This window comes from Roseovarius lutimaris, from assembly GCF_900115165.1.
Taxonomy (GTDB): domain Bacteria; phylum Pseudomonadota; class Alphaproteobacteria; order Rhodobacterales; family Rhodobacteraceae; genus Roseovarius; species Roseovarius lutimaris.
Genome location: NZ_FOVP01000009.1, coordinates 68,836 through 93,532, shown reverse-complemented (window position 1 = coordinate 93,532; position 24,697 = coordinate 68,836). Strand labels below are relative to the sequence as shown.

Genomic DNA, 24,697 nt, shown 5'->3' with positions numbered 1-24,697 from the left:
CGGCTACAATTCCCATTGCTTGGGTGACGCCATTAAGATGACGATAAAGTGACGTGATGTCACTGTCATTTATTGGAATACCGGGTGACGGTTGATACATGCATAAGTGGTAATGTGTCGTAAGGGAATAGAGTTGAATTGGCCTGACTTTCGAAACCATTTGGTGGAAACGTTTTCCACTCTGTTTTCCTCCGTGACCCTTTCTACGGTGCTGGCCTCGATTGCCATTGCGGTCATTGCCGGGCCATTCGGCACCTTTGAAACCATGTCGCTTGTGACGCGGATCACCTATTGGGGTATCGCGATTTTCAGCGGCTTGTTGGTCGCCTATTTTTGTCGCGCCACCATGGCGACGGTGTGCGGGATGCGCCACCCGATCCTGTTTGATCTTGGTGCAGGCGTGATGGCCAGTGTTTTTCTGACGCCGTTGATCTGGGGGCTTCGGGCCTGGATGGATCCGGTTCTTGGGCCGGAGCAGTTGCACCTGCCAAGTATTGCCTTCAACACCCTTGTGATTGCCTGGGGCATCTTCATCCTGCGCCGTCAGATCGGTTTGGAAAAACCCTCTGGATATTGGCGTCGTGAGACGGGCGAAGACCTGCCAAAGCCGCGCCTGCATCGGCGGCTGTCAGCGTTGGATGGGGGCGAAATCATACATCTCTCGGCCAATGACCATTTCGTTGAGGTGGCAACCGATCGCGGGGTTGAAACGCTGCGCCTTCGGCTTGGCGATGCGGTTGATGAAATGGACCCGATCAAGGGTCTTTGGACCCACCGCTCGCATTGGGTGGCGCTGTCTGCGGTGGTCGGGGTCGAGCAGGTGGGCGCCAACAAGACCTTCGTGATCCTGCGCAACGGCGATCGCGTCCCGGTCAGCCGCAAGTACCGCCCGCGCCTCACGGCGGCGGGGCTGCTTGAGTGAGACGAGGCGGCCTGTCAGAGCCGAAGAATGGCCCTGCGCGGCATCGGTGTGGCATGCACCATCGGCCCCGTCAGAATCGCCAGAGCATCGGGGCGCATCAGCGACGTCAGCGTCGCATCATGGCTGAATAGCCCGCCGGTATAGGTGCCATAGGCCGGCAGGATCACGCGATTGCTATCGAGCAGAAACGCCGGGCGACTCAGGCTGCGCCCGCGCAGCGCAAGCCGCACCTTGGGATGATAATGCCCCGACACCTCGCCGCTCTGGCCGGACCGGGCGATATGGCGAAATACCAGCGGCGGCACCGGCAATTCGGTCATATGCGTGCCGCCCAGATCGACCGGACCGGGATCGTGATTGCCCTCGATCCAGACCCAACGCCGCCCGGCCTGAAGCTTGGAAATCCAGAGCTTTTCCGCCTCGGGCAGGGCGGCGGCCGCCGCGCTATCGTCAAAGCTGTCGCCAAGGCAGATCACCGTGCCGGCCCCGGTCTGGCGCAGATCACTTTCCAGCCGACCTAGCGTATCGCGGGTTTCATAGGGCGGCAGCGGTGGTTCGCCCAATCGCGCGCGCCGCTCGGCCTTGCCAAGGTGAAGATCCGACACACAAAGCAAATTCGGCGCATCCCAATAAAGTGCGCCCGAGGCCAGCGCCGTCAACTCTGCGCCGGCAAGGGTGAAAGAATAACCGTCCATATCTCCTTGGTGGCGCGATGCGCGCGTCATTGCAAGGGCGGCGCGTCATCGGGCGTGCTTGTCCGCCCTGACAGGCGGCCGCGCCAAGTGCCGCGATCACCCCGCCAGCCCGGCCGCCTGCATCAGGCGCGCGGTTTCCTCGGCCAACAGCCGCTCTTCCGCCGCGCCTTTGACCGGGGTGCGCCCGGCCTCAAGCAACAGCGGTGCGGCAAGCGGGCTTACCCGTGCCAGGCGTCTGTGGCTGATCCGGCCATCGACCCGCGCCAGCATCTCTTCGATCCGGCCAAAATCGACCAGCCCGCGCATCGCCTCTTGCCGGGTGATCTCCAGCAACAGGTGGCCGGGGTCATATTTCGCCAGCGTGTCATAGAGAATATCCGACGACATCGTCGCCTGTCGCCCGCTTTTGCGTGTGCTCGGGCTATTGCGTTGAATGAGGCCCGCAATCGTCGCCGAGGCCCGGAACGTGCGCTTCATCACCGCGTTGCCCATAAGCCAGCTCTCGAACCCGGCGCGCAGACTTGCGGCGTCAAACAGCGGTGCCGCATCTGTCACCGCCTCAAGCCCCCAGATCAGCGTGGCGTAATCCGTGGCCACAAACCCCAGCGGCGCAAGGCCAAGCTCTTCCATCCGCTTGGTGATCAAAAGGCCAAGGGTTTGCTGCGCATTGCGCCCGGCAAAGCCGTAAATACAGGTCTGTTCGCGCCCGTCATGGGCAAAGCTTTCAATCAGTAGATGCCCTGCTTTTGGCATCTCGGACACCCGCCGTTGCAGGTGCAGCCAGTCGCGGATGCCCGCTGGCAAATCGGGCCAGTCGGGCTGTGCCAGAAGCCCGAGAATACGCTCTGAAAGCTGGGTCGAGGTGGCGAATTTGGTGCCCATGAAGGTGGCGATCTTCGGCTTGCGGCCCGCATCGCGGCTGACCTCGACCACCATCTCGCGCAGGCTTTCAAACCGCACGATCTGCCCGCCGATCAGGAAGGTGTCACCGGGGCTTAGGGTGGCGGCAAAGGCTTCTTCGACCTCGCCAAGCGGCCTGCCCCCGCGCGCGCGTTTCATCCGCACCTTGAGGGTATCGCTGTCCTGAATGGTGCCGATGTTCATGCGGATCAGGCGCGCGCTGCGCGGGTCGCGCAATTGCCATTGCCCATCGTCGCGCTGCAACAGGCGTTGCCATTGGTCATAGGCGCGCAGGGCATAGCCGCCGGTCGCGCAAAACGTCAGGCAGGCGTCAAATTCGGCCCGTGGCAGACCCGCATAGGCGCCCACGCCAGTGACCTCGTTGAATAGCTCATCGGCGTCAAACGGCCCGGTACAGGCCCGAATCAGGAGATGTTGGCACAGTACGTCGCGCGGCCCCGGCCCGCGCGTCTCGCCATCAAGATCATGATCGCGCACCGCCTGAAGCGCGGCCAGACATTCGACCACCTCAAAGCGGTTGGCGGGCACCAAAAGCGCCTTGGACGGCGCGTTGTAGCGGTGATTGGCGCGTCCGATCCGCTGCACCAGACGCTTGACGGTCTTGGGTGCGCCAACCTGAATGACAAGATCGACATCGCCCCAGTCGATCCCGAGATCGAGGCTTCCGGTGCAGACGATCGCGCGCAACTCGCCACGCGTCATTGCCGCCTCGATGCGGCTGCGCTGCGCCCGGTCAAGACTGCCGTGATGAACCGCGATCGGTAGGGCGTCGTCATTGGCAAGCCACAGATTATGAAAGAAAATTTCCGCCTGCGCGCGGGTGTTGTGAAAGATAAGCGTGGTCTTGTGGCGCTTGATCTGATCAAGCACCGCCGGGATCGCATAGGCGGCGCCACCGCCCGACCAGGGCGGTGGCTCAGAGACCTCAAGCATGGAAATGTCCGGGTCAGGGCCGGGATCGGCCAGCAGGATGTCACAGGGATGCGCACCATGCGCAAGGTAGCGGGCAAGGGCGGGCGGATCCTCGACCGTGGCCGAAAGACCAACGCGGCGCAGGCCGGGGCAAAGCGCCTCTAGCCGCGACAGCGCCAGCATAAGCTGATCGCCGCGCTTGCTTTCGGCGAGGGCGTGGATTTCATCAATCACCACCCGTTTCAGCCCGGCAAAAATGCGCGGTGCATCCTCATACGACACCAATAGGGCAAGACTTTCGGGCGTGGTCAAAAGGATATGCGGCGGATCGGCGCGTTGGCGGCGTTTGGTGTGCGATGAGGTGTCGCCAGTGCGATCCTCGACCCGGATGGCAAGGCCCATTTCCTCTATTGGTGCGGTCAGATTGCGCTTTATATCTGCCGCAAGCGCCTTGAGCGGCGAGATGTAAAGCGTGTGAAGGCCGCTGTGCCTGCCCTCGGCCAGATCAACCAGCGTCGGCAGAAAGCCGGCCAGCGTCTTGCCGCCGCCGGTCGGCGCAATCAGCAGGGTCGCGGGCGCATCTGCGCGCGCCAGCATGTCGTGCTGATGCGGGTGAAGCTGCCAGTCGCGGGCAGAAAACCAATCGGTGAAACAGGCGGGTAGGGGGATCATGCCGCTAAGGTAGGCGCGCCTTGCCACAAAGCAAAGAGAACTCGGACAGTGTGGTGATCCGTAGGGTGGGTGAAACCCACGCATGACCGGGATCGCGCGTGGGTTTCACCCACCCTACGAAGGCCCGGCACGGCTCAGTGAATGATTTCTTCTTCTTTGACGAACATGTTGGCCCAGGCCCGGTCAAGCAAGTCGGGTGACATCTGATAAGGAATGCCCTCGAATTCGCAGATCGAGATCATCTGGTCGATCAGAAAGACCGGCTGATAATTGGCATAGACATTGTCGATGGTCGGATATTTTTCCTTGATCAGATGGATCAGCGCCGCCTCGTCCAGCGGCATGCCCTTCTTGCGCGCCACCATGGCAAAGATTTTCAGGAAATCCTGCTGACATGGCCCGTCGATCTTGATCTTGTAGAAAATCCGGCGCAGGGCGGCCTTGTCGAAAATCTCGTTGGGGTGGAAGTTGGTCGAAAAGATCACCAGCGTGTCAAACGGCACCTCGAATTTCTCGCCCGATTGCAAGGCAAGGATATCCTTGCTTTCTTCAAGCGGAACGATCCAGCGGTTCACAAGGCTTTGCGGCGGTTCGGCCTGACGGCCAAGGTCATCCACGATAAAGATGCCGCCGGTTGATTTAAGCTGAAGCGGCGCCTGATAGGTGCGCGCGGTGGGGTTATAGACCAGATCAAGCATCGACAGGCTCAGTTCACCGCCGGTGATCACGGTCGGGCGTTCGCAACGCACATAGCGCGTGTCAAAGGTGCGCCGACGACGCAGGGAATTGGGGTCATCGACCTCGACCTCGGCCGAAGAATGCACGATCGGATCATAGACGGTGATCACCTGACCGGAATATTCAATCGCGCGCGGCACATAGATCCTGTCGCCCATCGCATCGCGTATACCGTTGGAAATACTTGATTTCCCGTTGCCCGGCGGGCCATACATCAGGATCGAGCGCCCGGCACTTACCGCCGGACCGAGGTGATCCAGAAGGCTGTTGGGCAGGATCAGGTGCCCCATCGCATTGGTCAGCTGATCACGGGTGATCTGGATGTTGCGGATCGACTGGCGCTTGACCTGCTCACGATAGACCGCCAGGGGCACCGGCATGGCGCCGAAATATTCCGACTGGCTCAGCGCATCAAGTGCGCGGGATTTGCCCGCATCGGTCAGCTGATAGCCCATTTCGGCGCCCGCATTCGCGCTAAGGGTCCCCGTCGCCTCAAGCAGTTTCTGGACCCGCGCCATGTCGATCAGTTCCTGCGTCACCGCGCGCGGCAAACAGATGGCGGCGGCGACTTCGGTTACTAGATCAAGATTCTTGCGGAACATGGTCTTGAGCAGGATATCCCGCATCATCACCACCGGGAGCTGCATGTCCTCGATGCTGCTTGGGGGCGGGGGGGGCTGAACGCCGGTGCTGACTTGCATGTTCATGTGATGTGCCTGTTCTGCGCCTGGTTGCTGTTTTTCTCCCGTACCGCAGGAAAACGGGCGGGCTTGGTCGGTAGCATGCCCGGCAAAGGTGCAGAAATTAAGGAAAGCCTCGGGCAGGGGTGCGGCAAAGACAGCGCGTTACGCGCCGTAGAGCGCGCCTAGCCCCAGATAAATCGCCAGAGTGGCGCCAAGGGCAAAGCCCATCGGAAATTTCTTGCCCACCGACCAGCTTTGCCATTCCGGGGCAAGGCGGCGCAGCGGGCTGTATTTGGCGATGCGATGCGTGACAAAGGCCGCCAGAAGGGTGGCGGAAAACAGAACCCCCAACAGGGCAAGATCGCCAAGCGCCACGAAGGGGGCGGCGGCGGCGATAAACTTGGCATCCCCAGCCCCCATGACGCCGACGGCATTGGCCAGAATCCCGACCGCAAGCATCACCGCAAGATGCACGAACCGCCAGGGGTAATCTGACAGCGGCAGCGCGATCAGCCCGATCACCACGAAGATGCCCGCCAGGGTCAGCACCGCGGTGTTGGGTATTTTCATCGCCCGCAGATCGCTCCAGGCGACCCAGACACAGACCGGAAGAACGAACGGCAGGAACCAAAGTGCCGATTGGGCGGTAATCTGAAGTGGCATCGCCGCACCCCGGCCTAGTTGGACACGTTCGATTCAAGGGCGCTCAGGCTACGCGCGGCGTCCTCGAAATGTTGGGGATGGGTCTCTATTGCATCACGCAACAGGCCCTTGCCAATCGCCGTGTCGCCCTGTTTGATCGCCGAAAGGCCAAGCGTATAAAGAAGTTGCGCGCGTTCTACCTGATTGGCGGACAACACGGGCAGTGAATATTTCTGTTGTGCCCCGCGTGCCAGAACCAGGTTGTTTTTCGCGGTAAACAGCGCCGGGTCCTGTCGTATCGAATCCGAGAAAAGCCGCTCTGCGCCGGGATAATCGCCGCGCGTCAACTTGGAATAACCCCAGTTGTTCATCACGCTGGCCGGGCGGGTCGTCAGGCCAACGGCGATTTCATAGAAACTGTCGGCCTTTTTCCAGTCCTGATTGCTGTCGGCGACCATTGCCTCAAGGCGGTAGCGTTTGAACGTCTCGTATGTGGGGGGGATGGTATCAAGGATATTGTCGGCACGCTCCCACTCGTTGTTGCGGATCAGCGCGTCAGCCAGGTCAACGCGATCCTCATTCGTGGCATCTTTATGCTCGGTCACTTTCACCCAGGTGCTGACCGCCTCGGTATGGCGCTTGGCCCGGATCAGGGATTTGCCAAGCCCGCGCAACAGATCAATGCGATCCGGCTTTTCGCCGACTGCGCGCTGAAAATACGACACCGCCTCATTGGGGTCAGCCGCTGCCAGCATCACGTCATTGAGGTTGGTTTCATCCACGACATTGATGCTCTGAAAGGCGCGATCGACGTCATTTTCGGTGGATTGCTCGCATGCAGACAGGGCAATAACGCCCGTCACACACAGGGAAATCAGGATAGGGTGGCGCATTTTTGCGTCCTTTTACTGCCGCTGCCTCGTCATGGTATCTTGCGGACCAGATAGTCGCCACTGCCCCGCCGTACCAATTTATAGTCTTGCTCTTGCACATCAGCATAGTCGGAATTTTCAGATTTTGCGAGCGCTAAGCGCAAATTGTCGCGAATTGAGTCACTTTGGCCATCATCCAGAGCATAGGCGCGACGAAAAACCTGTTCTGCTTCGACATATTCACGTTTTTCGACCAGCACGACACCCAGATTGTTCCAGATTTCAGGAGAGGTCTGGTCTTTTTCAATCGCTTTGCGCAGCAGGCGTTCGGCCGTTGCAAGCCGACCAAGCCCCAGATTGGCGCTGCCAAGACCGGCAAGAATATCGGCCGTCATGCCCTGGGTCACGGCGGCGCGTGTATAGGCCTTTTGCGCCAGCTCGAATTCGCCCGCGTCCATAAGGCGGTGGCCGACGATCACCCCGTCGACCGCCTCGGCCCCCGGCACCGGGCCAGGGGCGTAAGGCCCCTCTGGAGGCCCTGGCTTGACACAGCCGACCAGCGTCAGAAAAACCGCCAGACCTGTCCCCGCCCGTGAAGTCATCGTGCCCCGTTTACTTGGCCGACATGTCCATGAGTTTCATAATACCCAGAGCGGACGGCCCAACCAGAATGATCAGCAATGGTGGTACTGTAAGCATCATCGTGGCAAGTGTCATCTTTGTCGGAAGTTTGTTGGCTTTTTCTTCGGCCCGCATGACCCGTTTGTCACGCATTTCCGCCGCGTAGACGCGCAACGCCTCACCGACCGAGGTGCCGAAGGTCTGCGACTGCACAAGAACCGTCACAAAGCTTGAGATATCCTGCACGCCGCAGCGTTCAGCCATCTCATTGAGAACCGAAGCCTTGTCGCGCCCGGCCTTGATCTGCAAGGAAACGATCTGGAATTCATCGGCCAACGCGGGATAAGACGCGCGGATCTCATTAGAGACGCGAATGATGGCCTGATCCATCGACTGACCGGCCTCGATACAGACAAGCATCATGTCAAGGCTGTCGGGAAAGCCGTCGGTGATTTCTTCCTGGCGCGACTGCTGGCGTTTTGTGATCCAGTATTTGGGCAACATATAGCCGACGCCACCGGGCCCGAGAATATACATCAACGTCTGTTGGGTTGTGACGTCATCGCCGGATTTGAACAGGACAAAATAGATCACCCCGAGGAGCAAAAGGCCAATGCCAAGCGCAAATTGGGCAAAATGGAAATACCGCACCGCATCCTTGTCGCGATACCCCGCCTGCATCAGGGTCAGGCGCATCTTCGACAGTTGTTTTTCATCCTGCGGCTCAAGAAAGGTCGCGTATTTATCCAGCTTTTCATTGCGCGTGCCGCTGCGCAATTTCGCCGATTTGGCCCCGGAGCCTTTGCGGGCATTGGCCTCTTTGAGCTTTTTAAGCGGATCCTGCTTTTGCTTGAGCATGATCGGCACGGTCAGCAGAATAAGCATAACACCAAGCGCGCCGATTGCGATTATGGGGCCAAACGGGCCAAGTGCGCCGGTCAATACGTCAGTGAACAGGGTCAAAAGTGTCATGAGGTGTTCCTTTTCAGACCTTGATGTCGACAAGCGCGCGCATGACGATCAGGTTGAGCACCAGAAAGGCCCCCACGACCAGCACGGCGGGAATGAAGAAGGGGTGAAGCATCGCTTCGTCATAGTAATCGGGCTTGATCACCTGAATGCCGACCAAGGCGAGGATGGGAAAGCCCGAAAGGAATTTACCTGACCATTTTGCCTCGGCGGTGATCGCCTTGACCCGGCGAAACAGGCGAAAGCGCGAGCGGATGACCTTGGCCAGACCGGCAAGAATCTCGGCAAGGTTACCGCCTGATTGCTGCTGAATGGTCACGGCAACGGCCAGGAACCGCAGATCCTGCATATCAAGACGTTCGGCCATATCCTTGAGGGCCTCGCCCATATCGCGGCCATAGGCGGCTTCGTCGGCGATGATGCCAAATTCAGAGGCCAGAGGATCAGAGACCTCGGTCGCGACAATCCCGATGGCGGCGGAAAACGGATGGCCCACCCGAAGCGAGCGCACCATAAGTTCGATCGCATCGGGCAGCTGCTCTTCGAGCATCCCCATGCGCTTGTTCGCTTTCATGCTGATCCATGTGAAAATGCCACCAACACCCATCCCGATCGACGCGGCAATGCGCACGGGAATGGCCGTTGCGGTGCCGATCGTCAGCCCAAGAAAGGCAAGCACGCTTACGCCCACCATCAGCAGCATCAGCTGATTGGGGGTAAAGGCAATCGCCGCCTTTTGCGCCTTGGTGGACAGGATCGAATAGAGCGGGATCTTGCGTGCCTTAAGATGCTGTTGCATCTCTTTGCGCAGCTTTTCCATCACCTCTTCGCGGTTGCCGGTCTTGTCCAGCATCTCAAGCCGCCGGTTGACCCGGTTGTTGAGGCTAATCGAACGGCCGAACACCGTCAGGTAAAGGCCCTCGACAAGGACCAGAACGCCGATGAAAATCAGGCCGTAAATAATTGGTTCTGCGCTGATGGTCATCTGCGTTACTCCGCTGCGATGGGTTCAAAGATATGAGGCGGAAGATCATAGCCCCACAGGCGGAAGCGCTCTGTAAAGTTCGAGCGCACGCCGGTTCCGGTGAAATGGCCGATGATCTTGTTGTCGGGGCTCAGGCCGACGCGCTGGAAGCGAAAGATTTCCTGCATCGAGATCACATCGCCCTCCATCCCGGTCACTTCCGTGATCGAGGTCATCCGGCGCGACCCGTCCTGTAGACGGCTGGCCTGCACGATCAGGTTCACGGCCGAGGCAACCTGAGAGCGAACGGCCTTGAGTGGCATTTCAATCCCGGCCATCGCGACCATGTTTTCCAGGCGGCTGATGGCGTCGCGGGCGTTGTTGGCGTGAATCGTGGTCATTGATCCGTCGTGGCCGGTGTTCATGGCCTGCAACATGTCGATCACCTCTTCGCCGCGCGTCTCACCGACGATGATCCGGTCAGGGCGCATCCGAAGCGCGTTTTTCAGACAGTCGCGCGGGCTTACCTCGCCTTTGCCTTCCACGTTGGGCGGGCGGCTTTCCATCCGGCCGACATGGACCTGTTGAAGCTGAAGTTCGGCGGTGTCTTCGATGGTCAGGATGCGTTCGGCATTGTCGATGAACGATGACAGCGCATTAAGCGTGGTCGTCTTGCCCGAGCCGGTCCCGCCCGACACGATCACGTTGAGACGGGTGGCAACGGCAGCCTGCAAATAGGCGGCCATCTCTTCCGAGAAGGCGCCGAATTTGACCAGATCGTCGATGCCGAGCTTGTCCTTCTTGAATTTCCGAATAGACACTAGGCTCCCGTCGACCGCGACCGGCGGCACCATGGCGTTGAAACGCGACCCATCGGCAAGACGGGCGTCAACATAGGGGTTGGATTCATCCACCCGCCGCCCCACGGCCGAAACGATCTTGTCGATGATCCGCATCAGGTGTTTTTCATCTTTGAAGGTCACATCGCTCAGGCTCAGGATGCCGGCGCGTTCCACGAATATCTGATGTGGGCCGTTGACCAGAATATCGTTGACCGTGTCGTCTTTCAGCAGCGTTTCAAGCGGGCCAAGGCCTTTGACCTCATCATAAAGCTCTTGGGTGAGGGTTATGCGGTCTTCGCGGTTGAGAACGATGCCTTTTTCTTCGAGGAATTCACCGGCAATCGAGCTTATCTCGGCGCGCAGGTCGTTCTCTGACGCGGTATCGAGCGCGGCAAGGTTGAGGTTGTCGAGAAGCGCGCGGTGCAATTCGATCTTGATCTCGCCGATCCGATCCTTGCGCTTGCGTTCCTTGTCCGCGCCCACAACGGCGGCGGGCGCGACTTGCGCAGGTTTGCGAAACGACACCGCCGGTGCCGCAGCTTCGAGTGGTGCGGTCTTGGGCTCCTGGACGGCTTTCAAATTGGTGCCAGCCTTGGTGGCCGCAGGTTTTTTATAACGGGAAAACATTGGTTTTGGACCCTTTTCTATGCGGCTTCTGCGTCGCTTTTACCCAGCTCATGCAATGAGTTGGCCAGTTTTGCAATTTCTCGGCGTAACGGATTCTTGGCCGCCGCAGAGGCAAGCGGCAGGCCGTGGTCCGAGCTTTGGCAAACCGCGCGCCCACCATCGGGCAGTAACAGTTCGATACTGATTTCAAGGCTTTCGGCCATGCGCTTCACGCGGCTTTTGCCGTTCAAATCGGTAAACTTCGGAGAGCGGTTCAGGCAGAACCGCAGTTTTTCGACCGGCAAGTCCTCGGATTGCAGCGCGCGCTTCATCCGCAGGGCGTTTTGCGCCGAGCGCATGTCCAGTTCCAGGGTCGAAAAATAGATCTGCGAGGCGTTCAGCACCGCTTCGGTCCATTGCACCAGAGTGGTGGGCATGTCGACGATTACATAATCGAAATGCCGCCGGGCAATCTCAAGCACCTTGTTGACGTCCTCGGATGTGATCATGTCCAGCGGGATCATGTCCTTGGGCGCGGTCAGCACCCAAAGCTTTTCCTCAAAGCAGACAAGCGCCTGACGGAAGACATCATCATCCATGGTTTCCGTGTCCGACCACATTTCAAACACAACCTCGCGGCGCGGCAGGTCAAGAAAGGTGGCGGTCGATCCGAATTGCAGGCTGAAATCCAGCAGGCACACCTTGGGGGGATTCGCCTTTTCGACATTGGCCAGTTCCCAGGCAAGATTTACCGCAAGCGTCGTCGCCCCGGTGCCCCCGGCAAGACCCTGTACCGCCAAAAGCACACCTGTACCTTCGGTCGACCGGTCAATCGCAACCGGGGTCGCGCTGGCCGCTGTAGGGGCTGGTTTTTGCAGACGCGCAATCGCGGATTTCAATTCATTCTCGGGCAGCGGGTAGGGCACGAATTCATCCGCCCCCTGACGCAATAACTGATGCAGGGCCGCCGGGCTGACATCTTCCGCGATCAGGATGACCTTGATGTCCTTTTTACTGGCGAGACTGATGATTTCGCCCAGCATGACAAGGTCGTCCTCGTCGGTTTCGTCGATGGCAACAGCCACGAACTCCAGAGAATCGGCTTCGGGTTGATTGAGAAAGGCGAGGGCTTCGGCAAATCCAAGGTCACCCCAGTTTTCGCCAAGCTCGGTTTCCATATCTTCAATCAACAGGTCAAAGTTCTGTACGTCGCGGCTGATTGTGCAGGCGATAATCGGGCTGGGTTCGGGTTGTTTTAGCACACTACTGCTCATTTGATCGGTCCTGTTACTGCGATCGCCATGCAGAACCCGCGTAATCGCTCGCGAAACATGGAAACCCATGAGGTCTGCCTGGCGCCCCATTTATTTGGGATCGCTCATTACTGAACGAAGATGACTGTAAATCTTGGCGACATTTGGGCCAAAAGATCGTAATTGTGCGGTCTTAAGATACAAAAAACCCGCCCAATTGGGGCGGGTTTCAGTTGGCCCGGCTAAGCCGAACAGGGAGAATTCCGGTCTTTCGTTACTCGCTGCCACCGTCGCTGGCAACCATCTCGAGGGTAGAGGCGGGCACGGCGCTATTGATGTATTCGCGATAGACCACCTCGGCATATTTGCCGTCCATGATGATCGGGCTGGATTTCACAAAACCAGAGACCTCGGTCACGGTGCGCCGGTTCCGGCGTTCGCGGCCCTGCGTCACGATCAGCGGCTGCGTCTCGCCAAAGGAAACAACGGCCTCTAGGCGAGAGCGGCTGATGCCCTGCGATGACAGGAAGGAAACCACGGCTTGGGCGCGGCGCATCCCAAGGGTTTTATTATATCGGTTCGATCCAACCGCATCGGTATGACCGTAAACCCGAAAGCGCACTTCGGGGAACTGGCGGATCCAATTTGCCTGCTCGCGTAGCGTATCACGCGCGCCGCTATCAAGCTGTGCCGAGTTGAAGGCAAAGTTGACAGTGCTCAGCACCTCATTGGCAAACCGGTTCGAGAGATCATAGACATAGCTTTTCTCGCCGGTCATGACCAAGTGGTTGTTCATATTGGCGTCGCCGAAACTCCCGCCGTCCACCAAAGCCCCAGCCTCGGTGAAATAGGAGCGGTATACCTCACCCTGCTGAGAACAGGCAGAGGTGGCGACGAGACCTGCGATTGCGATAAGATGTTTCATTGCCCCAGCCTTTCGATCAATCCATGACGTAGCCGTAAGAGCCGCTGAAATCCTGCTTGGCAACTTCGCCAGCCGGTCCTTTTGATTTCACGCCCTTGGCGACACGGCCATTCAGGAACAGGTCTTGTTCGCTCGGAATCTGTACCCGATCTGTGGGAAGGGCAAGTGCCTCGCCACGTGTCGGAGATACCATATGAGCCGAAACGATGATCACAAGCTCGGTTTGCGAGCGCTGGTAATCGGCGCTGCGGAACAGGGTGCCCAGGATGGGAATGTCGCCAAGCCATGGCACCTGACCGTTATTATCGCGAAAATCGTCCTGCAAGAGCCCGGCAATTGCAAAACTGTCGCCATCACGCAGCACCACCGTGGTCGAGGTGTCGCGACGTCGGAAGGCGGGCACCGTGAGACCATTGGCAACAAGGCCATTGGCTGTATCAATCGAAGAGACTGCGGCGGCGAGTTCAAGATTGATGATCCCCTCTTCGACAACGCGCGGCACAAAGTTCAACTCGACACCGAAGGGCTTGTATTCGATGGTGGTCGTGTTGTCATCTTGCGGCACTGGCACGGGAAATTCGCCGCCGGCCAGAAACTTGGCCTCCTGGCCCGACAATGCGGTCAGGTTCGGCTCGGCCAGGGTGCGCACCATGCCCTTGGTTTCCAGGGCTTCCAGCAAAATGCCGACTTCGACAGAGCCGACATCAAACCCAAAGGCAAATGCGGCATTGTTATCGCTTGTTCCCGGCACGGCGCCGGTCAGTGTATTCAGGATTCCGCCTTGCGTATTGGTGGTATTGGTGCCGCCAATAACGCCAAGCCCGCCGCCACGTGCATCAATCGAGAGCGAGCTTGACAGCGCCTTTGACACGCTCCGTTGCATCTCGGCAAATCGAACCTTCAGCATGATCTGCTGTTTGCCCGACACCGACATCAGGTTCGACACCCGTTCCGGGGCATAGCGTTCGGCAAGATCGAGCGCACGCTCCATCCGCGAACTGCTTGAGACGGTGCCCGACATGACGATCCCGTCATTTGCGGTGCGCACCTCGATCGCCTCGCCCGGCAAAATCTGGCGCAGACGTTCCTTGAATTCGGAGATATCGGCGCTGACGTGCACGTCGATATTGGTGATCAGCCGCCCGGTGCCGTCCAAAAGCGTGAGCGTTGTCCGCCCCGGCGCCTTGCCCAGCACATAGATGGTACGATCCGACAGAGTTGAAATATCTGCAATCGCGGGATTGGCAATGCTGAGCTCTGCAAAGGGCACATCGCTTTCAACGACGATGGCCCTGTTCATTGGCACGTTCAGATTGCTGTTGGTTCCGTTGCGGACCACCCGAATGGATTCTGCCTGTGCGGTTGGCGCAACAGGACTCATAGCAAAAGAGAGCCCGGCCACGGCCGCCCAGAAATAGCTCGTAATTTTCATGTGACCTGCCTTTCCGATCACGCCTCATTTATCGGGTCTTGATGCCCGTACTTGGCATTACTCTGCGGCAGTTCGGAATTTTTTTCAAGAATCAATGCGTTTTTATTCAGATTTATCCGCGATGTGTTGAAATAGCTGCGGCAGCCAAAAGGGCACCCCGGGGTGGGATGCCCTCTATGATTCGCATTTCCGGGTGTTAATTGGTGCAGGGAATGGCGGTCACGATCACCTCGGCGCCACGTCGGGTGCGGATGGTACAGCTTTCCTCAACCGGGGCCTGTTCTTCTACCGCTGCGGCGGTGATGCCCAAAAGGCGTGTCTGGTCAACCTCGACCGCTTCGGCGACGGTGTCATCAAGTGCCCCGACAAGCGACAACGAGAGGCGCCCTGAAGATTGGGCCTGTGCCAGGGCTGCGACCTGCTGTGGACGTACCGAGACGGTGACCGTGCGCGCAATCGCGGCTTCGGTCATGTCGCTGTTGGTGACCTGGTCCACCGCGATCAGCTTGACCCCGGTCTCGATCAGCTTGGTCACGTCGCCTCTTGAATTTTCGGCGGTGCGCAAATTGCCCGATCCAAGGCTGCCGGTCCAATAGATATCGACCGTGTCACCGGGGCGCAAAAAGCCGGAGACGCCGCTTGTAACGTCGACCTTGATTGCAAAGGCGCGCATGCCGCGCTCAAGCTGCGATGTGATGCCGGCGTCTTCGCCCGGTTCGGTCACCTTGACCGCCAGAACCGGCTCGTTGGTTTGCATACTGCGAAGAACGGTGCGCGGTGTGTTTTCGCCTTCCGAGAACAGATCTTCGGGCGTGGTGAAAACCCCTTCCGGAAGCGTTTCCTTGGGGAAAGCGGCCAGCCGAACCGCGGCTTTATCCAAAGGCTCGCCGTATTTCACCGGGCGCGTGACCACGTAGATGTCAACCGTTTCAATCGTCGGGGCGCGTTGCTTGCGCTCCAGCGCGAGTTGGGTCTGATAACCCTGAATGTAAGTTTTGGCCATGTATACGGCAAAGCCCGCAAGCCCAAGGCCCAGCATGAGTACGAGTCCGAATACCAAACGCATGGTGTTTCCTTTCCGTCGAAACCTGTTGTTCGGTGATGTCACCGAAATCAAAACCCGGAATATCGGGGGATTGTGTCAAAAACAGGGACGCAGGGCGGCGATCTCGCGCTTTTTGGCTGGGTCTGCGTCAGATACGCCAATGGCCACGGATGTGAATCCGTGGCCATCGGTATCGGGGGGGGGCGGTCCGGCGGGGCCGGACCGGGATCAGATTATTGACCCAACTCGCCCAAGCTTGTGACGGTAGCGGTGGTGCCAACTTCGGTGCCGATTTTGGTGGCCAGACCGGTGATACCTGTGTTGACCGATGCCACACCGGCAACGCCCAGACCAACGACGGCTGCGGTCAGAACGACCCAGTCAACAGTTACGGCGCCGTCTTCGTCTTTCGAGAAGTTTTTGAAAAATTTAATCATTGTGTGTCCCTCCAAAGGATCAGTTTGCTCAGTGTTAACAACCGCTTCGGTGTAGGGCCCGTCGAGTTTTTATGGCCCGCTGCCGTCGTGGTATGACCTGATATAGCCAGTGAAATCGGGCGGGAATTAGGCGGCATTAAAGCGATTTTCGTGAAGATTAACAAAACATAAGGATTTCATGTAAAGCATTGAAATTAAACAAGTAAAAAATTGATAAAAACACAAAAGCAACCCTGGAGGGCTGAAGTGTGGCCAAAAACCGTTTTACCGGTGCCGATTTTCAAGACAATGCTGGCCAAAAATCCGCACTTTTGCGATACTGTGGCCAATCAATCAGAGGCAGAGCAGAGCCCGCAATGAAAATCCTGAGAATATTTGGAATCGCCGCGATTCTGTCCTGGCCTTTACCGGTGCAGGCCGGTGATCCGCCGCCTTTTCCCGAATTTACCTTCAAACGCCAGAAGCCGCCCGCGCCGGGGGTCAAGCGCCGCATCAATGTTCAGATCGAGCCGCAAAGCGCAGCCCCCCCCAAAGATGCGCCCGCCAGGACCGATGACACCCCGGTGCCGCGCATCGCGACCTATGGCTGGTTCTGGGAACTGGTGCCGCCAGAATTGAGCGCAGATGCCCCCGCACGGCTGCGCGCCGCCACTCAGCAACTCACCAATCCGCCAAAGGGCCAGAGGATAACCGCGCCGCGCCTTCAGGTGTTGCAGGACATCGCATTGGCCGAAGGGCGTCATATCCTGCGCGAAACCATTGGCACGCGGGTGTCGCCCGCCCTGGTGCTCGCGGTGATCGCGGTTGAATCGGGCGGGCGCGCCGATGCGATAAGCGGTGCCGGGGCGCAGGGCCTGATGCAGCTCATGCCCGCCACCGCCAGCCGCTTTGGCGTCACTGACGCCATGCTGCCGGATCAGAACATCAAGGGCGGTGTTGCCTATCTTGATTGGTTGCTGGGCGAATTTGACGGGGACGCCCTGTTGGCACTGGCCGGATATAATGCCGGTGAAAACGCGGTCAAATCCCACAACGGCGTGCCGCCCTTTGCCGAGACCCGCGATTATGTGCCCAAGGTTCTGGCCGCTTACGAGGTGGCGCGCGGATTGTGCAAGACCCGGCCTGAATTGATCACCGATGCCTGCGCTCTGAACCTGGCGATGAACTAGGTCGGTATCATTGCTATAAAAAGGCCAGGCCAAGGAAAGTCCCGGCCCGGCCAAACGCCCCTGAGAGGCCCTTATATATAATGCGTCAAATCAGACGATCGTCGCCTCGGTCGCGGCACGCAATTCATCCTCGGTCACGCCCTCGGCACATTCGACGATTTTAAGGCCGCCCTCGACAACATCAAACACACCCAGATTGGTGATGATCCGATCGACGACCCCGGTGCCGGTCAGCGGCAGAGTACAGGCCTTTAGAACCTTGCTGTCGCCATGCTTGCTGGTGTGATCCATGACCACCACCACACGGCCAACACCGGCCACAAGATCCATCGCGCCGCCCATGCCTTTGACAAGCTTGCCGGGGATCATCCAGTTCGCCAGATCGCCGTTTTCGGCCACTTCCATCGCGCCAAGGATCGCCATGGCGATCTTGCCGCCTCGGATCATGCCGAAAGATTGCGAGCTATCGAAATAGGCGGTCTGGGGCAATTCGGTGATCGTCTGCTTGCCCGCGTTGATAAGGTCGGGGTCTTCCTCGCCTGCGTAAGGAAACGGGCCCATGCCAAGCATGCCGTTTTCCGACTGAAGCGTGACCTCGACGCCCTCGGGGATATAGTTGCTGACCAGCGTCGGGATGCCGATGCCGAGGTTGACATAGGTGCCGTCTTCAAGCTCTTGCGCCGCGCGGGCGGCCATTTGATCGCGATCCCAGGGCATTATGCGGCTCCCTTCTGACGGGTTGTAACTTTTTCAATGCGTTTTTCGTGCTCGCCCTGAACGATCCGGTGCACATAGATGCCCGGCAGGTGAATGTGATCGGGGTCAAGCGATCCGGTCGGCACGATCTCTTCGACCTCAACCACACAAACCTTGCCACACATCGCGGCAGGCGGATTGAAGTTGCGCGCGGTCTTGCGGAACACCAGGTTGCCGGTGGCATCGGCCTTCCACGCCTTGACGATCGAGAGGTCGGCAAAGATGCCCTTCTCCATGATATAGGTCTCGCCGTCGAAATCCTTGTGCTCTTTGCCCTCGGCGATCACGGTGCCGACACCGGTCTTGGTGTAAAAGCCGGGGATTCCACAGCCGCCGGCGCGCATGCGCTCGGCCAGGGTGCCCTGGGGGTTGAACTCAAGCTCAAGCTCGCCGGAAAGATACTGGCGCATGAATTCGGCGTTCTCGCCGACATAAGAGCTTAGCATTTTCTTGACCTGCTTGGTTTGCAGCAGAATGCCGATGCCAAAATCGTCAACGCCCGCGTTGTTGCTGGCAAAGGTCAGGTCCTTGGTGCCTGCCTCTTTGATCGCCTGCAACAGCAGCTCGGGAATGCCGCAGAGGCCAAAGCCGCCCGCCGCGATCGTCATTCCCTCGAACAGCAGCCCGTCCAGCGCCTCTGCCGCCGAGCCATAGACCTTATTCATGAATAGCCCTCCTCAAGTTCAGTTGCCACGGTATGGGGTGCTTCGCCCATGCATGTCAACGCAGGCGCCGCCGCATCGCCGGAAATTAGGGGTTACTACGTATCGCAGCCGGGCGCTTTGGGGCGGGGCGGGCTAGTCGCCCACCGCCTTTTTCTTCGGGGCGGCCTTTTTGGCCGGGGCTTTCTTCGCCGCGGGTTTCTTGGCGGCTGTCTTCTTTGCGGCGGGTTTTTTCGCCGCCGTCTTGCGGCCCTTGCCGGATTTGGAGGCCTTGGCCGCGATCAATTCCACCGCCATCTCCATGGTGACATCGGCGGGCTCGGTGCCCTTGGGCAAGGTCGCATTGACCTTGTCCCATTTGATATAGGGGCCATAGCGCCCTTCCATCACATTGACCGGGCCGCCGCTGTCGGGATGTTCGCCGAGTTCGCGCAGCGCCTTGGCCGCCGCGCGCCCGCGCCCGCCGGGATTGGCCCGCTTGGCGGCCAAAAGCTCGACCGCGCGGTTCATGCCGACCTCAAACACATCCGCCGGGTCCTTGAGGTTGGCATAGATGCCTTTCGCCTCATCGGGGGCCTTGTGATGCAGGTAGGGGCCGAACCGCCCGAAATTCGAGGTGATCATGCCACCCTCGGGATGCTCGCCCACCTCGCGCGGCAGGCTCAGAAGCGTGAGCGCCTTTTCAAGGTCCATATCCTCGGCTTTCCAGCCCTTGGGCAGGCTGGCGCGCTTTGGCTTTTTATTCTCTTCGGTGGCTTCACCGCGCTGAACATAAGGGCCAAAACGCCCCGACCGCAGGCTGATCTCATCGCCGCCGTCCTCGCCCAGCACCCGATCACCGCCATCGGCGGCGTCGCCGCCAATCGGGCGGGTATAGCGGCACTCGGGGTAATTGCCACAGCCGACAAAGCCACCGGTTTTCGAGGTTTTCAGGTGCAGCTGTCCGGTGCCGCAAAGCGGGCACTGTCGCGGATCGCTGCCATCCTCGCGCGGTGGGTAAAGCGTGGGGGCAAGCGCGTCATCAAGCACATCCAGCACCTCGGTGATCCGCAGATCGGAGGTTTCGGCAATCGCCGCCGAGAAATCATGCCAGAACCGACCGAGCACATCCTTGTAATTGGCCTGGCCTGCGCTGACCTCATCAAGCTCTTCTTCAAGGTTGGCGGTAAATTCATAGCCGACATACTGGCGAAAGAAATTCAGCAGAAAGATCGTGACGATCCGGCCCTTATCTTCGGGGATCAGGCGGTTTTGTTCCTTGCGGACATATTCGCGATCCTGAATCGTGGTGATCACGCTGGCATAGGTCGAGGGGCGGCCAATGCCAAGCTCTTCCATCTTCTTGACCAGCGTCGCCTCGGTATAGCGCGGCGGTGGCTGGGTGAAATGCCGAAGCGCAAGCACGGCCTCGTTGGCGGCCAGAACCGCGGCATCGCTGCGCGTCATTGCGTCACCTGCGCCCTCGACCACGTCATCATCCTGATCGCTGGCCTTGGTAAACTGATCACGCAGCGAAGATTTGGCAAAGGCGGCTTTTTCGCCCTGGGTGATCTGGGGCAGGCGGCGATCATCATCGTCATCGCCCGACACATCATCGCGGCCCTCTTCATAGACCCGCAGAAAGCCGTCAAACATCATCACCTGACCGGTGGCGCGCAATTCGACCTGTTCGTCATCGCTGGCGATATCGACCGTGGTGCGTTCCAGTCGCGCGGCGGCCATCTGACAGGCCAGCGTGCGCTTCCAGATCATATCGTAAAGCTTGCGCTGATCGGCATCGGTGGTCTTGATCTTGCCCGCGTCGCGGGTCATCTCGGTGGGGCGGATACATTCGTGGGCCTCTTGGGCGTTCTTGGCCTTGTTCTTGTACATCCGCGGGCTTTTGGGCAGGTAGTCTTCGCCAAACCGATCCTTGATCGCGTCGCGCGCGGCCATCACCGCCTCGGGGGCCATGTCAATCCCGTCGGTGCGCATATAGGTGATATAACCGGCCTCATAGAGACGCTGCGCTGCGTTCATGCATTGCCGCGCGCCCATGCCGAATTTGCGGCTCGCCTCTTGTTGCAGGGTCGATGTCATGAACGGCGCCGAGGGGTTGCGGGTGCCGGGCTTGGCCTCGACCGATTTCACGCTCAGGGCGCGCGACGTGACCGCCTGTACCGCAAGTTCGGCCTGGGTGGCATTGGCAAGATCGAACTTATCGAGCTTCTTGCCGGCCAGAACCGTCAGGCGCGCCTCGTATTCCTGTCCGCGCGGCGTGGCAAACAGCGCCTTGAGCGACCAGTATTCGCGCGCATTGAACGCCTCGATTTCCATCTCGCGCTCGACGATGAGGCGCAGACAGACCGATTGCACCCGGCCCGCCGATTTCGCACCCGGCAATTTGCGCCAGAGCACCGGCGAGAGGTTGAACCCGACCAGATAATCCAGAGCGCGGCGCGCCAGGTAGGCCTCGACCAGCGGCGCATCGACCTGGCGCGGGTTTTTCATCGCCTCGGTGACGGCGCTCTTGGTGATCGCATTGAACACAACGCGGCTGACCGGGGTGTCCTTCTTGATCACCTTGCGCTTGCGCAGGGTGTCTTCAAGATGCCAGCTGATCGCCTCGCCCTCGCGATCGGGGTCAGTCGCGAGAATCAGGGCGTTGTCGTCCTTCAGGGCGTCAGCGATGGCTTTGACATGTTTGCGGCTGTCGGTGCCGACCTCCCATTTCATCTCGAATTCGTTGTCGGTATCCACCGACCCGTCCTTGGGCGGCAGGTCACGCACGTGGCCATAGCTTGCCAGAACAGTGTATCCCGGGCCCAGATATTTGTTGATCGTCTTGGCCTTGGCGGGGGATTCGACAACGACAACGGGCATGGATACTCCTTCTCAACTCTGGACGAGGCTTATGGCGGCGGACCATGTGGGCTGGCAAGGGGAATTGTCAATGCGGCGTGTAATTGGTGCTGCGGCCCTGTGTCTCAGCGCGCGAGCGACAGCAAGCCGCCCGGTTGACGGGTGATTTGCCCGTCAAGTTCCAGGTCCAGTAGCACCGGCGCCACAGATCGGGCCGAGGCCGAGAGATCGCGAATAAGCTGATCCTCGGCGAGCGGCGAGGGGCCGAGACGGCGCAAAATCTGATCGTGCAGGGCGGCGGTTTCCCGAAGGCTTCGGGCGGGCGGCGCTTTTTGCGGCGCATCAAGCGGCAGGTCGGGCTGAACTGATGTGGCCTCAGCCCCCGGAAGGGCGTCAATGATATCGGCGGCGTTGCGCACAAGATGGGCGCCATCGCGGATCAGCATGTTGCAGCCGCTGGCACGCGCATCAAAGGGATGTCCGGGCACGGCCATCACCTCGCGGCCCTGATCAAGCGCGTTGCGCGCGGTGATCAGCGAGCCGGATTTCGCGGCGGCCTCGACCACCACGACCGCCTGCGCCATGCCGCTGATAAGGCGGTTGCGGCTTGGGAAATGCCGCGCTTGCGGGGTAAGGCCGATGGGGTGCTCTGAAACGCGAACCCCGGTTTCGGCGATCTGCTGCGCAAGCCGGGTATTCTCCGCCGGATAGATCACATCGACGCCGCCGGCCATCACCGCGACAGTGCCGCCTTCAAGGCTGGCCAGATGGGCGGCGGTATCCACACCGCGGGCCAGGCCCGAAGTGATGACAAATCCGCGCGACGCCAGGTCGGCGGCCAGCGATTTGGCCATCCGGGTGCCGAGAGAGGATGCATTTCGTGCGCCCACGAGCCCGATCATCGGCCGTTTCAGAATGCCGGTGTCACCGATGCACCAAAGCAGCGGCGGGGCGTCGGATATCTGTTTGAGAAACTCGGGATATTCCGCATGCCTGCACGATAGTAACCGCGCGCCGACCGCGTGAGCCGCGCGCATCTCTGACTCAACCACGCCAAGCGGACAGATCGTGTAATCCTCGACGCCCGCATCACGGGCGACGCCGGGCAGGGCGTCAAGCGCGGCGTCGGCGCTGCCGTGTTCGGACATGAGGCGGTGAAAGGTCGCGGGGCCAACCCGGCGAGATCGCAAGAGACGAAGCCAGGATACCCGATCATCTTCCGTGGTGGGTGGGAGTGGGGGGTGAGTGGAAGGATGTGGTTCCTCAGACATCAGGGCCTCGTCTTCTTGCTGTATCAAGTAGTAGAGCGCGGATGGTTAACGGGCGGTAAACCAGGGACGGTAAAAGCGGAGGTCTTGGATGGTTGTGGCTAAGGTGTTATAATATAATGAAAAAAATATCCAAATACGATGTGGTTTTCAGGGGTTCGGAATGACCTTCGTGTTGCGTGCCGCCGCTGGCGTCGCAAATGAGTATTTAAAGAAAGATGAAAGCAGGGCAGCGCGACGGATTCTGCATCCCGTCACGTCGCGTCTTGCGGTTTTGAAAACAAAGTATGCGCGATAGCGCATTCCGCTGGGTCAGACCGGGTGCGTGCGCCCGGTGCTAGCCGGTGGCCGATCCGCCAACTGTCAAACCGCCGATCAAAACGGTTGGCTGGCCCACGCCGACGGGCACCCATTGGCCCTGTTTGCCGCAATTGCCCATGCCGGGATCAAGCGCCATATCGTTGCCAAGCGCGCGGATCTGGTTAAGGGCGGTCGCGCCGTCACCGATCAGGGTGGCGCCTTTGACCGGCGCGCCGATTTGGCCGTTTTTCACCCGGTATGCCTCGGTACAGCTGAACACGAACTTGCCATTGGTGATATCGACCTGCCCGCCGCCAAAGCCGACGGCGTAAATACCGTCTTTCAGCTCGGCCACCAGATCGCCCGGCTCGGCCTGGCCGCCCAGCATATAGGTGTTGGTCATCCGCGGCATCGGCGCGTGGGCATAGCTTTCGCGCCGCCCGTTGCCGGTGGGGGCAACCCCCATCAGGCGGGCGTTCTGGCGGTCCTGCATATAGCCCACCAGGATCCCGTCCTCGATCAGCACATTCTTGCCCGAGGGCGTGCCTTCGTCGTCAAAGGTGATGCTGCCGCGCCGGTCCGGAATCGTGCCGTCATCCAGCACCGTCACGCCCGGCGCTGCAATCCGCTGGCCCATCAGCCCGGCAAAGGCCGAACTTCCCTTGCGGTTGAAATCGCCCTCAAGACCATGGCCAATCGCCTCATGCAGCAGAATGCCGGGCCAGCCGGGGCCAAGCACCACATCCATGACGCCCGCAGGCGCAGGCTCTGCGCGCAGGTTCACCAGCGCGATGCGCAGCGCCTCGCGGGTCTTGGCCTGCCAGTCGGCAGGATCGAGCAGGCCATCAAGGCCGATGCGCCCGCCGCCACCCGCACTGCCCTGTTCGCGCCGACCCTGCTCTTCGACACTGATCGAGACATTGACCCGGGTCATCGGACGAATGTCGCTGACTTCGGTGCCGTCCGGGCGCAGGATCGTCACCTCTTGCAAAGCGGCCGCAATCGAGGCCGAGACCTGAACCACGCGGGCGTCAAGATCGCGGGCAAAGCCGTCAATCTCGCGCAGGGTTTCAAGCTTGACCGGAAAGCTGGCCCCGGCAATCGGGTCGGCATCCGTGTAAAGGCGGCGATTGGTGCGCGCGGGTGCCGCGGCCAGCGTGCCGCCACCTTCGCCAACCGCAAGCCGCGCGGTGTCAACGGCGCGCATCAGGGCGGACTCGTTGACTTCCGAGGAATGCGCATATCCCGTGACCTCACCCCGCACGGCACGCAGCCCGAACCCTTCGGAGGCATCGTAAGATGCGGTCTTGACGCGACCATCGTCAAACAGCAGCCCCTCGGACCGGTGCCGCTCCAGAAAAAGCTCGCCATCATCGGCGCCTCGGGTGGCCTCTTGCAGGTGCGCAAGCGCCGTGTCGCGGTCAAGAAGGCTGTCAAATGGGCGAAAAGGGGTATCGGTCATGGCGGCGTTTGTCCTATATATCGGCGGTATGGCGGCGGCAGTTAATTTGATCTAAATCAAAAAAGCGTCCGTTTGCCGCAATGGTCTT

21 protein-coding genes are annotated in these 24,697 nt (G+C 59.8%); 2 read left to right on the top strand and 19 right to left on the bottom strand.

Annotated elements, in window-relative coordinates:
• Window positions 1-193 precede the first annotated feature (193 nt).
• The gene (locus tag BMZ91_RS09480; RefSeq protein ID WP_245736288.1) at window positions 194-922 is read left to right on the top strand and encodes a LytTR family DNA-binding domain-containing protein; all 729 of its coding nucleotides are present in this window, start codon (window positions 194-196) and stop codon (window positions 920-922) included.
• Between the two features lie 14 nt (window positions 923-936).
• Here BMZ91_RS09480 and pdeM read toward each other — a convergent pair whose 3' ends face one another.
• The 14 genes from pdeM to BMZ91_RS09410 all read right to left on the bottom strand — a co-directional run bounded on the left by pdeM (window position 937) and on the right by BMZ91_RS09410 (window position 16,151).
• On the bottom strand, window positions 937-1,617 hold the full coding sequence (gene pdeM, locus BMZ91_RS09475) for a ligase-associated DNA damage response endonuclease PdeM (RefSeq protein WP_092837621.1): 681 nt from the start codon (window positions 1,615-1,617) through the stop codon (window positions 937-939).
• Between the two features lie 96 nt (window positions 1,618-1,713).
• Entirely contained in the window at window positions 1,714-4,122 is a 2,409-nt protein-coding gene (locus BMZ91_RS09470; protein WP_092837618.1) for a ligase-associated DNA damage response DEXH box helicase, read from the bottom strand.
• A gap of 134 nt (window positions 4,123-4,256) precedes the next feature.
• Window positions 4,257-5,567: an ATPase gene (locus tag BMZ91_RS09465; RefSeq protein ID WP_092837615.1), complete on the bottom strand. Its 1,311-nt coding sequence runs from the start codon at window positions 5,565-5,567 to the stop codon at window positions 4,257-4,259.
• A 138-nt stretch (window positions 5,568-5,705) separates the two neighbouring features.
• Complete coding sequence (locus BMZ91_RS09460; protein ID WP_092837613.1) at window positions 5,706-6,206, bottom strand: prepilin peptidase; 501 nt, start codon at window positions 6,204-6,206, stop codon at window positions 5,706-5,708.
• A 14-nt stretch (window positions 6,207-6,220) separates the two neighbouring features.
• Complete coding sequence (locus BMZ91_RS09455) at window positions 6,221-7,078, bottom strand: tetratricopeptide repeat protein (protein ID WP_092837610.1); 858 nt, start codon at window positions 7,076-7,078, stop codon at window positions 6,221-6,223.
• Window positions 7,079-7,107: 29 nt separating this feature from the next.
• Complete coding sequence (locus BMZ91_RS09450) at window positions 7,108-7,659, bottom strand: tetratricopeptide repeat protein (protein WP_092837607.1); 552 nt, start codon at window positions 7,657-7,659, stop codon at window positions 7,108-7,110.
• A 10-nt stretch (window positions 7,660-7,669) separates the two neighbouring features.
• Window positions 7,670-8,650 carry a type II secretion system F family protein gene (locus tag BMZ91_RS09445; protein ID WP_092837604.1) on the bottom strand — a complete coding sequence of 327 codons (981 nt, stop codon included), beginning with the start codon at window positions 8,648-8,650 and terminating at the stop codon, window positions 7,670-7,672.
• A gap of 13 nt (window positions 8,651-8,663) precedes the next feature.
• Window positions 8,664-9,632, bottom strand: a complete 969-nt coding sequence (locus tag BMZ91_RS09440; protein WP_092837601.1) for a type II secretion system F family protein — start codon at window positions 9,630-9,632, stop codon at window positions 8,664-8,666.
• 5 nt (window positions 9,633-9,637) lie between these two features.
• Window positions 9,638-11,080 (bottom strand): TadA family conjugal transfer-associated ATPase, encoded by a 1,443-nt coding sequence (locus BMZ91_RS09435; RefSeq protein ID WP_092837598.1) that lies wholly within the window; start codon window positions 11,078-11,080, stop codon window positions 9,638-9,640.
• A gap of 17 nt (window positions 11,081-11,097) precedes the next feature.
• Window positions 11,098-12,333, bottom strand: a complete 1,236-nt coding sequence (locus tag BMZ91_RS09430) for a CpaE/TadZ family protein (RefSeq protein WP_092837595.1) — start codon at window positions 12,331-12,333, stop codon at window positions 11,098-11,100.
• A 253-nt stretch (window positions 12,334-12,586) separates the two neighbouring features.
• The gene (locus tag BMZ91_RS09425) at window positions 12,587-13,237 is read right to left on the bottom strand and encodes an OmpA family protein (RefSeq protein ID WP_092837592.1); all 651 of its coding nucleotides are present in this window, start codon (window positions 13,235-13,237) and stop codon (window positions 12,587-12,589) included.
• A 16-nt stretch (window positions 13,238-13,253) separates the two neighbouring features.
• Window positions 13,254-14,669 carry a type II and III secretion system protein family protein gene (locus tag BMZ91_RS09420; protein WP_092837589.1) on the bottom strand — a complete coding sequence of 472 codons (1,416 nt, stop codon included), beginning with the start codon at window positions 14,667-14,669 and terminating at the stop codon, window positions 13,254-13,256.
• A 196-nt stretch (window positions 14,670-14,865) separates the two neighbouring features.
• Complete coding sequence (gene cpaB, locus BMZ91_RS09415) at window positions 14,866-15,735, bottom strand: Flp pilus assembly protein CpaB (protein WP_092837586.1); 870 nt, start codon at window positions 15,733-15,735, stop codon at window positions 14,866-14,868.
• A 212-nt stretch (window positions 15,736-15,947) separates the two neighbouring features.
• On the bottom strand, window positions 15,948-16,151 hold the full coding sequence (locus BMZ91_RS09410) for a Flp family type IVb pilin (protein ID WP_092837583.1): 204 nt from the start codon (window positions 16,149-16,151) through the stop codon (window positions 15,948-15,950).
• Between the two features lie 356 nt (window positions 16,152-16,507).
• Between BMZ91_RS09410 and BMZ91_RS09405 the strand changes: the two genes are divergently transcribed.
• Window positions 16,508-17,320 carry a lytic transglycosylase domain-containing protein gene (locus BMZ91_RS09405; protein WP_092837580.1) on the top strand — a complete coding sequence of 271 codons (813 nt, stop codon included), beginning with the start codon at window positions 16,508-16,510 and terminating at the stop codon, window positions 17,318-17,320.
• Window positions 17,321-17,410: 90 nt separating this feature from the next.
• On the opposite strand, the gene BMZ91_RS09400 is transcribed toward BMZ91_RS09405, so the two are convergent.
• The 5 genes from BMZ91_RS09400 to tldD form a co-directional block, all read right to left on the bottom strand.
• Window positions 17,411-18,037: a 3-oxoacid CoA-transferase subunit B gene (locus tag BMZ91_RS09400; protein WP_092837577.1), complete on the bottom strand. Its 627-nt coding sequence runs from the start codon at window positions 18,035-18,037 to the stop codon at window positions 17,411-17,413.
• A complete protein-coding gene (locus tag BMZ91_RS09395; RefSeq protein ID WP_092837574.1) occupies window positions 18,037-18,741 on the bottom strand; it encodes a CoA transferase subunit A in 705 nt (234 codons plus the stop codon). The genes BMZ91_RS09400 and BMZ91_RS09395 overlap by 1 nt, the downstream gene beginning before the upstream one ends.
• Before the next feature lie 132 nt (window positions 18,742-18,873).
• On the bottom strand, window positions 18,874-21,600 hold the full coding sequence (gene topA / locus BMZ91_RS09390; RefSeq protein ID WP_092837571.1) for a type I DNA topoisomerase: 2,727 nt from the start codon (window positions 21,598-21,600) through the stop codon (window positions 18,874-18,876).
• A gap of 104 nt (window positions 21,601-21,704) precedes the next feature.
• A complete protein-coding gene (dprA, locus tag BMZ91_RS09385) occupies window positions 21,705-22,850 on the bottom strand; it encodes a DNA-processing protein DprA (RefSeq protein WP_092837848.1) in 1,146 nt (381 codons plus the stop codon).
• Between the two features lie 334 nt (window positions 22,851-23,184).
• The gene (gene tldD, locus BMZ91_RS09380) at window positions 23,185-24,609 is read right to left on the bottom strand and encodes a metalloprotease TldD (RefSeq protein WP_092837568.1); all 1,425 of its coding nucleotides are present in this window, start codon (window positions 24,607-24,609) and stop codon (window positions 23,185-23,187) included.
• Between the last annotated feature and the right edge of the window lie 88 nt (window positions 24,610-24,697).